Genomic DNA, 13,926 nt, shown 5'->3' on the forward strand with positions numbered 1-13,926 from the left:
AAACTTGTAAAATCAAGTTAACAACCACAATAAAGGGGAGGTGTTTTCATGAAAAAATTTTTAAGTGTCATTATTGCAGTTTTAGTCGTAAGTATCTTATTTTCACAAGTAGAAGTAGTATTTTGGCATGGTCTTTCAAGAGATCCTGATAAAAGTAGTATTGACAAAATCATTGCAGAATTTGAAAAAGAAAATCCGGACATTAAAGTTAAAGTTGTACTTGTCCCTGCTGCAGAAACCGATTCAACCAAACTTTTAACAGCTGTAGCAGCCGGTACAGGGCCAGATCTAGTTTATCTAGATAGATTTACTGTCTCACAAAGAGCTGCTAACAATGTTCTTGAACCTATGGAAGATTATTTAAAAATGGCAGGAATAAATATCGAAGAAATGAAAAAGCAATTCTACGATTTTGCCATTGAAGAATGTATTTTCAATGGAAAAATGTGGGCTCTACCATTTGATACAGACGTTAGAATTCTTCTTTATAATAAAAAACTCTTAGAAAAAGCAGGCTATTCAAAGCCACCAAAAACTGTATATGAAATGATAGACGTAGCTGAAAAACTTACCGTTGAGGGAAAACGTGGAAGGTATGAAACTGTAGGCTTTATACCATGGTATGCACAAGGTTGGCCATATACTTGGATATATGCATTTGAAGGTAAAGTATTTGACAAAAAAACGGGAAAATTCGTATTCGCAACTGATCCAGGCGTTATTGAAGCATATAAATGGCAAAAAGAATGGGCAGATAGATTTGGCTATGAAGCATTAAATGCTTTCGGCTCACTGCAAATAGGGGATTTAAATCCATTTACGGCAGGAAAACTTGCAATGATCGTCGATGGAAATTGGACTATATCTGGGCTAAGAATGTTTGCTCCTAAAGATTTTAAATATGAAATCACTGGTATTCCAACAAAGAGTGGTCACCCAGTTACCTGGGCCGGTGGTTGGAGCCTTGCAATTCCAAAAGGTGCTAAAAATAAAGAAGCCGCTGCAAAACTTGCATATTTTATTGCTACAAAAGGTCAAGTAATTTACTCAGTTGATACGTTGCACCTTCCAACATATAAACCTGCAGTAGATGATTTTCTAAAGAAAGATCCTTCGCAAAAGGTTTTTGTAGATTTACTGGATCACGCAAAAACAAGACCACCACTTCCAGTCGGCGCACTTTTGTGGGACAAATTAGTTGAAGCAAGAGATTTTGTTTTAACAGGTCAAAAATCAGTTGAGCAAGCTCTATTAGACGCTCAAAAAGAAGTACAAGAAGAATACGACAGAATAATGCAAAGAGTAGGTGGTAAATAATGAAAAAAATAATTATTATATTATTCTCAATTCTTTCTATAGCTATTTTTGCACAAATTCCTGAAAGTTCATACTGGTATCCAAATGATATTTTAGATTGGTCCCCACAAACAGACTCACAAGCAATTTATAACGTTTCACATGTTCCACTCGCAAGAAGAGTTATAGGATCACCTATTACCGATAGTGCAAGCAAAGACATAAAAATAATGACTTTATCAATAATGAATCCATCAACCAGTGGAATGCCTTCTCAAGGAAGTAACAATTCTTTTAAAGCATACCCTTTCACTTTCTGGCAATATGTAGATTATTTAGTTGCTTGGGCTGGTTCAGCCGGTGAAGGAATTATTGTACCACCAAGTGCAGATGTAATAGATGCCGCCCATAAAAATGGTGTATACGTGCTTGGAACAATCTTTTTCCCTCCTAATGTATATGGAGGAAGAAGAAATTGGGTAGATCAATTACTAAGAAAGGAAAATGGAAAATTTGTCATAGCAGACAAATTAATTGAAATAACAAAATACTATGGTTTTGATGGCTGGTTTATAAACCAAGAAACAAACGGCTGTAAAGATTCGCATGTAAAAGATATGATAGATTTTCTAAATTACATAAAAGAAAAGGCTCCATGGATGAAATTAGTCTGGTACGATTCAATGTCAAATACTGGTGCTATAGAGTGGCAAGGTGAATTAAACGAGAAAAACGTTGTCTTTCTAAAAAACAATGATAAGTATATTTCCGACGCAATATTTATAGACTTTAGATGGCAATCACTTAAAAGACCAGAGACTATTGAAAACACAATAAATACTATGAAAAAATACAATATATCTAAAGACAGAGTATTTGTAGGATTTGATCTTCAAGCAAATGGATACTATACGTACTCAAACTGGCCAAAAATTATAGATGAAAATGGAAAATTAAAAGTATCATTAGGTTTTTATTGCCCCAGTTGGGCTTATTATTCCTCAAAAGAAATTAAAGAATTCTGGGATAAAGAAGAAACCCTTTGGATAGCAGACCATCCTGTGCTAAACTACCACTCAAAAGAAGATTTTTTCAAAATCGAATGGAATAAGGATTATGAACAATACAAGTGGCAATCTCCTGCAAAATTCGTTGTAGAAAAATCCCCTGTTACATCCCTTCCGTTTATAACATTCTTTAATGCAGGACATGGATACAAGTTCTTTATAGACGGAAAAGTCGCAAAAGATTCTGAATGGAATAATAGAAGCATGATGGATGTATTCCCAACATATAGATGGAAAATAGATGGAAATGATGTAAATATATCAGTTGACTATTCAGATGCATACTATGGTGGTTCATCACTAAAATTTGAAGGAAAACTCAAAAAAGACCAAGAGACAAATGTAACTTTATATATCACAGATTTAAAAATCAACGATAACACAACTTTAGAAAGTGTAATAAAGGGCACTGGAAATATAAAGGTATCCTTAGTTTTAAATTACAGCGACAACACTTCAAAAGAATTTCCTTTAAAATTCTTTAATGATTGGGTTAATACAATCTACAACTTAGAAAACAACAAAACCATTACATCAATTTCTCTCAAAATAGTGGCAATAGAAGATACAAGTTACAGCTTTAACTTAGGTATGATAGGACTTATACCTGTCAAAAATTATGATACACACGTAGGAGATGTAAAAATTGACAATATAGAATTCAAAGAAGGTCTTCTCTATGCTCAAATTAATCTTCACTGTGAAAATTCAAAAGCTAAATACTATGAAATATACAGAATTCTTCAAAATGGTGAAAGAAGACTTGTATGGGTATCCTACAATCCTTACACATATATCACTCAGATCAAAAGAGATGGGAAAGAAAAATTTACCACACTGGAAGTTGTTGGAGTTTCAGAAGGATTTACAAAAAGTACTCCTAAAAAAGTTACATTTCAATGGCCTCCATATCCAAAGCCAAAGGCGAACTTTGAAGTAAGCAACACTATTATATTCCCAGAAAGTACTGTTACATTCAAAAATCTCTCTTCTGAAGTTACAGAAAAGGTCCTATGGATTCTTCCTGGAGCAACTCCAAACGTGTCTAGAGAATGGAATCCTACAGTAACTTATAAAGAAGAAGGAATATATCCTGCCATATTGGTCGCAATAAACAGCGAGGGGGAAGATGTAAAAATATTCAATCCACTAATTGTGGTTACAAAAAAAGCAAAAGAAATTAAAAATCTTGCTTTAAATAAAAAGACTTACGCAAGCTCTAATGTACCAGCAGAAAAACCTTCTATGGCTGTCGATGGAACAGTTGAAAACAATAGTAAATGGTGTGCAGTTGGAGATCTTCCACATTGGATAGTAATTGACTTTGAAAAAGAAGTAATAATTAGCAGTGTCACCATAAAACACGCTGAAGCAGGACATGAATCTGCTGACTGGAATACTAAAGATTTTAGACTCCAAGTAAGTAACGATGGAATAAACTGGAAAGATGTTGCAATAGTAAGAAATAATACAAAAGGAGTAAGCACACATTCATTTGCACCTGTAAAAGCAAGATTCTTTAGGTTATTTATTGAAACTCCTACACAAGTCGGAGATAAAGCTGCAAGAATCTATGAAATTGAAGTATATGGACTTGAATCATTCTAATCTATTTATCGCCCCATGTGCTCTAGCACGTGGGGCATTCACAGGAGGGATTTAGATTGAAAAAGAAAGAGCTAAGAGAAATTGGCAAAGGCCTTATATTTATTTCCCCTTGGTTAATTGGTTTTATAGTCTTTACATTAATTCCATTTATAGCTTCTTTTTACTATTCTTTTACCGAATTTAGTATTACAACGGATGTAAAATGGGTTGGAACAGAAAATTACAAAAGAATATTCAACGATCCTTTATTTTGGAAAAGCCTTAAAAACACACTTGTTTTTGCAATAGGACTTGTTCCACTTGGTCTTGTTGTGGCACTTTCAACAGCATTTCTTATGAACAAACCATTGAAAGAAGTTTCATTTTATAGAGCAGCAATTTATATGCCATCAATTGTCCCAGCATTTGCGTTTTCTGCAGTTGTAACATGGTTTTTCCATCCATACCTTGGACTCGTAAACAGCATTTTAGAACTTTTTGGAATTAACGGCCCGTTGTGGCTAAGTAGTGAAAAATGGGTAAAACCTACAATAATAATTGCGGCACAATGGGGTGTTGGAAGCGCAATGCTTATATTCTCAGCAGCATTAAAAGATATACCAAAAGAACTTTATGAATCTGCAAAAATAGATGGTGCAAAGAGTTTTACTATGTTCAGAAAAATAACTTTGCCATTAATAACGCCAACTATTCTTTACTATCTTATTACTTCAACTATAGGAGCTCTTCAAATATTTGATCTTCCAATGTTGTTGACAAATGGCGGACCTGCTAACGCTAGCATGTCACTTTCCATGTATATTTATAAACACGCATTTACATATACGAATATGGGGTATGCTTCTGCGCTTTCCTGGATATTATTTTTCTTGACATTTGTTTTGACAATAATATACTTTATCACTTCAAAAAAATGGGTTTATTATTTTGGAAATTAAGGGGTGAATGCAATGAAAAATACATATATAGTAAGAAGAATAATTCTTATCTTAATAACATTCATTTATTTACTCCCATTTTTCTGGATGGTTGGAACATCCTTAAAACCAGATAGTGAATTATTAACTTTTCCACCAAAAATATTTCCTGAAAATCCAGATTGGTCAAATTATGCAAAAGCTCTAGAAAAATTCCCTTTTTTTACATACCTTAAAAATAGTATAATAATAACCATAGGAAACTTAATTGGAGTTATTTTATCTGCTCCATTTGTTGCATATGGTTTTTCAAAAATAAAGTGGCGCGGAAGAGAATTTTTATTTGCTACAATGATGGCAAGTATAATGCTACCTGGAGCAGTTACAATGATACCTGTATTTTTAATATACAAAAAACTTGGCTGGTTAAACACATTCCTTCCACTTATAGTTCCAGCATTTTTGGGTGGAGGTGCTATGAATGTTTTTTTAATCAGACAATTTTTCAATACTATTCCAAACGAAATTCTTGAAGCTGCTAGAATCGATGGAGCAAGTGATTTTAAAATCTTCTTCAAAATTATGCTACCTCTTTCAAAACCAGTTCTTGCACTTATATCACTTTTTACATTCACAGGAAGCTGGAATAATTATATGGGGCCATTAATTTATATAACCAGTGAAAGTAAATATCCACTTGCACTTGGAATGCCAATGTTTATGAGCCGATATGGAACTTATTGGAATCAGGCAATGGCAGCCGCAACACTTACACTCATTCCTACTATTATTTTCTTCTTTGTGGCCCAAAAATACTTAATCGAAGGAATTAAACTTTCCGGATTGAAGTAAGGAGGAGATCAAAGATGATTCCCTGGGAAGATAGATCAAAAGATTGTAGTGATGTTATATGGAGATATTCAAAAAATCCAGTAATTAAAAGAAATCAAGCTAGAAATTCAAACAGCATATTCAACAGTGCAGTTGTAAATTTCAAAGAAGGTTTTGCAGGAGTTTTTAGAGTTGATGACACAGAAAGAAACATGAATTTAAGACGTGGTTTTAGCAAAGATGGAATAAATTGGAAAATTGATGATAATACTATAGATTTTATTCGAGAAAATGAAGAGATAGAAAGTGAATACAAATATGATCCAAGGGTAGTATATATAGAAGATAGATACTGGATTACTTGGTGCAATGGCTATCATGGTCCAACTATAGGTGTTGGATTTACTTTTGATTTTAAAAAATTTTACCAAATAGAAAATGCATTTTTACCATACAATAGAAATGGTGTGCTTTTTCCAAGAAAAATAAATGGAAAATACGCAATGCTTAGTAGACCGTCAGATAAAGGACATACACCTTTTGGTGATATTTTTTACAGTGAAAGTCCTGATATGATTCACTGGGGAAATCATAGATTTGTAATGGGGTCAGGATACAGTCCATGGCAATCACTTAAAATCGGAGCAGGACCTAGCCCCATAGAAACAAAGGAAGGATGGCTTTTATTTTACCATGGAGTACTTTTATCATGCAACGGTTATGTCTACAGTTTTGGAGCAGCTTTATTAGACCTTGACAAACCATGGAAAGTAATAAAGAGATCAAAAAAATATCTTTTATCACCACAAATGATATATGAACAGATCGGTGATGTTCAAAATGTAGTTTTTCCAGTTTCTGCACTGGTCGAAGACAATAAAGTTGCAATATATTATGGAGCAGCTGATACAGTTACTGCACTTTGCTTTGGCTATATAAATGAAATAATTGATTGGCTTAAATATGAAAATTAATAGGAGGAACGAATATGATCCCACTTTATCTGAAAATTGCAAATTATCTTGAAACTAAAATCTTAAAAGGAGAATATTTACCTGGAGATAAGATCCCATCAGAAAATATACTTTCAGAGCAATTTAATACAACCAGAACAACTGTAAGAAAGGCATTAGCAGAACTTGAAAAAAAAGGGATCATTACCAGAGTATTTGGCCTTGGCACATTTGTTACAGAAATAAATATAGTTTCAAAGAAAAAAATAGGGATTATAGTTCAAAACACAAAGATCGTTTATGGAATAATAAAATTCTGCTCTAAAATTGGAAGCAAATGTTTTGTTGTCGAAAGAGTAGAGAATCTTGAAGCTGAAAAACAGGCAATAAAACAACTTTTATCTATGGGTGTTGATGGAATAATTATGGAGCCAACTGTAAATAGCATAGCAAACGACATTTTAAAATCACTACTCCAAAATAATTTTCCAGTTGTATTTGTTGATAGATCTATCGATATAGGTTTTCCAGTTCCTACCGTAATTAACAACAACTACAGTGGAGGAAAAATGCTTGGTGAACACATGAGAAAAGTTCATAAAATAAAAAGTGCAATTTATGTAACCAGTGAAGATATGACAATTTCAAGCGTATATGAAAGATACAATGGTATAAAAGACGGGCTCAAATTTTCTCCAGAAATAATCAAAGTCCCAAAAATAGACGGAGATTATTCACAAATAATTAAATTTGCTAAAAAGGTAGATGCAATATTCTTCTGCAATGATATGATGGCTGTTAGGGGAATAACCACACTTTTACAAAATAACATCAAAATTCCAAATGATATTAAAGTTTTAGGATACGACAATGATTATGTTTCAAAAATCGTGAATCCAAAACTTACAACCGTAAATCAGGATTTATCTCTTATTGGAGAAACTGCTGCTTCATTAATGGTAAGTCTCATAAAGAACGAGAAGGTAGAACTTGAAAATAAAATTGAATCAAAACTCATAATCAGAAAATCTTGCGGATGCAAAGAAGAGGAGGAGAAAAATGTACAGAGGAAAAGACAAAGAAATTAGTCACTTAAAAAGAGCTCTTTCTGAAATATATCCATATTGCATTCTAAAACGTGAAGAATACAAAGGTTGGAAACATGATGGAAAAGAAATTTCTATACCATATGAATGGTCTCTCCAAAAAATTACATTCGAAAATGAATTTAAAATTGACAGTAAAAATACATACTTAAGAGCATGGTTTGGTGGTGAAACACTTATATTTATTGATGAACAACCAGTAGGAGAAATAAATCCATTTCATAAGGAATTTGATTTATCACCATATTGTGATGGAAATGTTCATTCAATAAAGGTTGAAACTGTTCCAAGAGGATTATTTGGAACAAAAGAAAATCCAGTTTTCAACGAATCCTTCTTAATTTACTACGACATTGAATTAAAAAAGGCCCTAAACTTTGTGTATAACGTAATTCAGGTTGCAGAAGAAACCTCGGACCAATATTTAGCACAAGCTTTAATTAATATTACCGATGAGTTTCTTTCATCTATTTATGTTCCAAGAAATACTAAAGAATATCTAAAAAATGTTCTAGACAATCCGGCAATTATACAAGAAATTAAGAGTGTATGGAATCCACCCAAACTTGAATACACCAATTCCAGAAATAACAGTGATGTAAAAAAAAGTTTTCTAGAAAAATTTAATAACTTTAAGGAAAAGGTTAAAAATATTCCATTTCCAAAGTATGGAAAAGTTTTTGTAGTTGGTCATGCACACATAGATTATGCATGGCTCTGGCCCATAAACGAAACAAAAAGAAAAATAGCAAGAACTTTTTCAAATGCAGTAACTCTTTCTAAAAAATACAAAGAGTTTATCTACACACAATCTTCTGCAAAAATGTACAAAGATATAAAGGAAAATTATCCTGAGTTGTTTGAAGAAATAAAAAAATTAGTTTCCGAAAATAGATGGGAGCCTGTTGGAGGAATGTGGGTTGAATCTGATTGTAATGTTCCCTCCGCTGAATCATTAATTAGGCAATTTTACTATGGCCAAAAATTTTTTGAAAAAGAATTTGGAAAAAAATCTAAAACTTGCTGGCTCCCCGATGTCTTTGGCTTTTCATGGATTTTACCACAAATATTAAAAGAAGCTAACATAGACTACTTTGTCACAACCAAACTTTACTGGAACGAATCAAACGAATTTCCATACGATTTATGTAAATGGCGCGGTATAGACGGTAGTGAAGTCATTTATTACAGCTACAAAAACATGGAAGAAGGCTATAACGGAAAAATTTCAGCCAAATCTATAATCAACACATTTGAAAATTTTAGGCATAAGGATATAACATCTTCAATTCTTCTGTCCTTTGGATACGGTGATGGCGGAGGCGGTCCAACAGAAGAAATGTGTGAAAACTACTACGCTTTAAAGGAAATCCCAGGAATACCACAAGTTGAATACAGTACTGTAGATGACTTTACCAAAAATCTTCCAAAAGAAAATATCCCTGTCTGGGATGGAGAGTTGTATCTTGAGCTTCATAGGGGAACACTCACCTCACAATCTAGAACAAAAATATTACACAAAAAATGCGAAGATAAACTAAGAGAAATTGAAATATTAAACGCACTCTATGGAAAAAATTATCAAGAAGAAATTGATGAGCTCTGGGATATAGTTTTATACAATGAATTTCATGATATTTTGCCTGGTTCCTCAATTCACGAAGTATATCAAGACGCAGAAAGAGATCTCAATAAAGTTTTAGAAAAAGCAGAAACTATTAAAAGACAAATTCTAACAAAAACTAGTAAAAACAAACTCGTAATATTTAATCCTTCTTCATTCAAACAAAAAATATACTTTGAATCTAATAAATTATTAAATCTTGAATTAGATGGAAAATCACTAAAAGTTCAAAAAACGTACGATGGAAAGTATCTTTATTATATAGATAAATACATTAACCCCCTTGAAACTATACAGTTAAATATCAAAGATAAAATACCAGAATTTGAAGACAAACCATTTGAAAATAAATTAATAGAACTTATCATATTTGAAGATGGAAGCATAAATATATTCGACAAAAAAACTAATAAATATCTCTTCAAAAATAGTGGAAATATTTTAATGCTTTACAAAGACATTCCATATTACTGGGAAAACTGGGATATCGATGCAAATTATGCAAAAAGTGGAAGAAAACTCAACGCAAATAAAATCGAAGTAGTAGAGGAAGGACCAATAAGGAAAGTGATTAAAGTTGAATATAAAGTAGAAAATTCAAAAATTGTTCAATATTACATTCTTCAAAGAGATTCAAATTTGGTTGAAGTAAAAACAGAAATTGACTGGCATCTTAGAAGAAGCTTGCTAAAAGCTTTATTTCCAACTAATGTATTAAGTAGATACGCAAAATTTGATCTTGACGCCGGATACATTGAAAGGCCAACTTACAAAAATACTAATTTTGAAAAAGCCCGCTTTGAAGTTCTAGGACATAGGTGGGTAAATATTTCTCAACCTGACTTTGGAGTGTCTATAATTAACAATGGAAAATACGGTCACAGCGTTGACAACAACGTAATTGGGCTTTCACTAATAAAAGCTGGAACATATCCTGATTTTTTTGCAGATGAAGGCTTCCACGAATTTTCATATGCAATTGTTGAAAGCTCAAGTGTTAAAGATACTATACAAATCGCTGATAACTTTAATAAAAGAATATCTGCACTGGAAAAATTCGATACTAAGGGCTTTTCAGTAAGAATTTCTCCTGATAACTTTAAAATACTAGCACTAAAAAAGTTAGCGCAAAATACTATAGTGCTTAGACTTGCTGAAGTTGTTGGGACAAGCGGAACATTAGAAATCGAGATTGAAAACTTAAAAAAAGCATATTTTTCAAATATACTAGAGGAAGTTAAAGAAGAAATAAGTGTGAAAAATAATAAAATAATTTTAGAATACGAGCCATTTAAAATATACACATTCATATGCAAGCTTTAGAAAAATCCCCTTCCTTTAAATAAGGAAGGGGATTATATTTTTATTATATTATTTTTTTAACCGCTGTGTAGCCTACCTTTCCATAATTCTCTTCAAGCCTTTTTGCTTAAAAAAATATTATATATTTAATAAAAAAGATATAAATATGTTACTTGATATTTTCTGATATGTAGTATTAAATTAAAATCTAATTGTTAGAATGAAAATGCCCCTTTTTCCTACAAAATCCCACCACAAAGAAAGGAGGAATCCTCATGCAAGTAAACTACATCACAAAAATCGAAAAAGTTCCACAACTTTCCGAGGAAGAAAAAAAACAAGTTAAAAAAAGTGACGGAAAAGTACAAGTTTAGAGCTAATGATTATTATTTAAAATTGATTAATTGGGATGATCCAAATGATCCCATAAGAAATTTAATAATCCCACAAATCGGTGAGTTAGAAGAATGGGGAAGACTCGATGCCTCAAATGAAAAATCCTATACAATTTCTAAAGGCTTACAACACAAATACAGAGACACCGCACTTTTATTAGTCAACGATGTTTGCGGTGGATTTTGTAGATTTTGTTTTAGAAAGCGCCTCTTTATCAATGTAGGAGAAGAAGTAGTTAGAGATGTTTCTGAAGATCTAGAATATATAAAAAAACACAAAGAGATAACAAACGTGTTATTAACCGGTGGCGATCCACTATTACTTGCTACAAAAAAACTTGAAAAAATAATAAGTCAGATCAGAGAAATTGATCATGTTCAAATAATAAGGATTGGAAGTAAAATGGTCGCATTTAATCCATATAGAATCACCGAAGATCCTGAATTAATAGAATTAATCAAAAAATATTCAACTGATGAAAAGAAAATATACATCATGACACAATTTAACCATCCAAGAGAAATAACTAAAGAAGCTATTAAAGCTGTAAATATGCTTCAAAAAGCGGGGGCAATTCTTGCAAATCAAACACCTTTGATAAAAGGTGTTAACGCAGACTGGAAAACGCTTATGGAACTATTCAAAAAACTTTCATTCATAGGTGTTCCTCCATACTATGTATTTCAAGGAAGGCCTGTTGCAGGAAATAAACCTTTTGCAGTTCCAGTAGAAGAAGCCTATCAAATATTCTTAAAAGCAATCATGAATGTATCAGGACTTGCAAAAAGAGCAAGATTTGCAATGTCACATGAGACAGGAAAAATAGAGGTTTCTGCTCTTACAAAGGAACATGTTATATTTAGATATCAACGTGCACATGATCCAAAAAACGCTGGAAAAATAATGGTATACAAAAGAAATCCAAACGCATACTGGTTCGATGATTATACCGAACTTGTTGAAGAGTATGTTGTAGAAAATCCAATCCTTTAAAAATAAGCCATGGACATCCATGGCTTATTTTCTTCCTTAAACTTTTTTCCGACCTTCATTTTAATTTTTTCCCCCTTTAAGATATAATTTAATTGGCCAAACTATTATTTAGGGAGTGAAGATAATTGGAATTTGCACTTAGCATAGATTGTGGAACCCAAAGCCTTAGGGCTTTACTTTTTGATGAATTTGGAAATTTGCACGATATGGTAAAGATCCCATACACCCCATACTATTCACCAAATCCAGAATGGGCAGAACAAGATGCAAATATCTACTGGCAGTCTTTATGTAAAGCTGTTAATACTTTAAAAGAAAGAAACAAAGAAAAATTCAAAAAAATTATTGGTGTCAGTATAACTACACAAAGGGATACAGCGGTCTTGGTAGACGAAAATGGTGTTCCATTAAGACCTGCTATAATCTGGCTTGATCAAAGAAAATCTTCGTACAAAAATCCACTTAATTTTTTCGAAAATATTGCCTTTTCAATAATTAAAATGAAAGAAACTGCAATAAGAATATATAGAAAATCAAGACCAAATTGGATCAAAGAAAACGAACCTGAGATCTGGGACAAAACTTACAAATTTCTGCTTTTATCAGGTTATCTATTATTCAAACTCACAGGTAAGTTCATAGATTCAACCGCCTCTCAAATTGGACATATCCCATTTGATTATAAACACCAAAGGTGGCCAAAAAACAAAAATAGTTGGAGATGGAGAGTATTTGGAGTTGAAAGAGAAAAACTTCCAGAGCTTGTTCCACCTTGCACAATTGTTGGAAAAATTTCAAAAGAAGTTGCAAGCCAAACGGGAATTCCTGAAGGTACACCTATTATAACTTCTGGATCAGACAAGGGATGTGAAACTATTGGTTCTGGATGTACATCTTCAGATTGCGCAAGTTTAAGTTTTGGGACAACTGCTACCATTCAGACTACTTCAAAAAAATATTTTGAACCTATTCCTTTCATACCACCATATCCAGCGGTTATTCCAAATGCATATAATCCAGAAATTGAAATATTTAGAGGCTATTGGCTTGTAAAATGGTTTATAAAAGAATTTGGAGAAAAAGAACTTGAATTATCAGAAAAATTAAACGTTGCTCCAGAGATAATATTAAATGGATTTCTTGATAACATACCCGCTGGATCTGAAGGGTTAATCTTGCATCCTATGTGGACACCAGGCCTTGATATGCCAAATGCAAGGGGAGCTATAATCGGATTTTCCGATTATCATACAAAAGGTCATGTTTACAGAGCAATTATAGAAGGTATAAATTTTGCATTAAAAGACGGAATGGAAAGAATAGAAAAAAGAGGAAAAATAAGAATAAAAAAGCTCACAGTCTCTGGAGGCGGCTCACAAAGTGAAAAAATATGTCAAATTACAGCAAATATGTTTAACCTCCCAGTTTATAAACCAAAAACTCATGAAACTTCGGGCCTTGGTGCTGCATTGTGCATCTTTGGTGCACATTCTACAATAGATGAAGCAATAAAAATATGATTCACTACAGTAAAGTTTTTTACCCAGACAAAGAAGAAGCTGAGATTTACAATGAATTATACAAAAAAGCATACAAAAAAATTTATTCTTCACTACGTAACATTTATTCCAACATCAAAAAATTAACATATAACAACGATTAAAAAACTAGCGCCCCCTTAGGCGCTAGTTAAAATTAGTGAGATGAAAGAAATTTAACTATATTAACCGCAAGTTTGGCATCATCACCATAGCTCCAACCGTCGTGTAATATATCATTTTTATCCCCGGTTCCATCATCAAACGGAGAGCTATCTCCTATAGCAACAACAAA

General features: G+C 32.6%; 9 protein-coding genes. All 9 read left to right on the forward strand.

Annotated features, from left to right (window positions below; translation table 11 throughout):
• The first annotated feature begins 48 nt into the window (after positions 1-48).
• The 9 genes from JG780_RS07755 (at position 49) to JG780_RS07795 (ending at position 13,613) form a co-directional block, all read left to right on the forward strand.
• Positions 49-1,317, forward strand: a complete 1,269-nt coding sequence (locus tag JG780_RS07755) for an ABC transporter substrate-binding protein (protein WP_012580127.1) — start codon at positions 49-51, stop codon at positions 1,315-1,317.
• On the forward strand, positions 1,317-3,971 hold the full coding sequence (locus JG780_RS07760) for an endo-beta-N-acetylglucosaminidase (RefSeq protein ID WP_287569939.1): 2,655 nt from the start codon (positions 1,317-1,319) through the stop codon (positions 3,969-3,971). The genes JG780_RS07755 and JG780_RS07760 overlap by 1 nt, the downstream gene beginning before the upstream one ends.
• A 56-nt stretch (positions 3,972-4,027) precedes the next feature.
• Positions 4,028-4,909 carry a carbohydrate ABC transporter permease gene (locus tag JG780_RS07765; protein WP_004101579.1) on the forward strand — a complete coding sequence of 294 codons (882 nt, stop codon included), beginning with the start codon at positions 4,028-4,030 and terminating at the stop codon, positions 4,907-4,909.
• A gap of 12 nt (positions 4,910-4,921) precedes the next feature.
• Positions 4,922-5,740 (forward strand): carbohydrate ABC transporter permease, encoded by an 819-nt coding sequence (locus JG780_RS07770; RefSeq protein ID WP_004101577.1) that lies wholly within the window; start codon positions 4,922-4,924, stop codon positions 5,738-5,740.
• A gap of 14 nt (positions 5,741-5,754) precedes the next feature.
• Positions 5,755-6,693: a glycoside hydrolase family 130 protein gene (locus JG780_RS07775; RefSeq protein ID WP_287569941.1), complete on the forward strand. Its 939-nt coding sequence runs from the start codon at positions 5,755-5,757 to the stop codon at positions 6,691-6,693.
• A 14-nt stretch (positions 6,694-6,707) separates the two neighbouring features.
• Positions 6,708-7,760: a GntR family transcriptional regulator gene (locus JG780_RS07780; protein WP_012580124.1), complete on the forward strand. Its 1,053-nt coding sequence runs from the start codon at positions 6,708-6,710 to the stop codon at positions 7,758-7,760.
• On the forward strand, positions 7,732-10,725 hold the full coding sequence (locus tag JG780_RS07785) for an alpha-mannosidase (protein WP_287569944.1): 2,994 nt from the start codon (positions 7,732-7,734) through the stop codon (positions 10,723-10,725). The genes JG780_RS07780 and JG780_RS07785 overlap by 29 nt, the downstream gene beginning before the upstream one ends.
• 330 nt (positions 10,726-11,055) lie before the next feature.
• Entirely contained in the window at positions 11,056-12,093 is a 1,038-nt protein-coding gene (locus JG780_RS07790; protein WP_287569946.1) for a KamA family radical SAM protein, read from the forward strand.
• Between the two features lie 125 nt (positions 12,094-12,218).
• A complete protein-coding gene (locus JG780_RS07795; RefSeq protein WP_287569948.1) occupies positions 12,219-13,613 on the forward strand; it encodes an FGGY-family carbohydrate kinase in 1,395 nt (464 codons plus the stop codon).
• Positions 13,614-13,926 lie beyond the last annotated feature (313 nt).

Origin of the sequence: Thermosipho sp. (in: thermotogales), assembly GCF_020054775.1 — a bacterium.
In the GTDB taxonomy this organism is placed as follows: domain Bacteria; phylum Thermotogota; class Thermotogae; order Thermotogales; family Fervidobacteriaceae; genus Thermosipho; species Thermosipho africanus.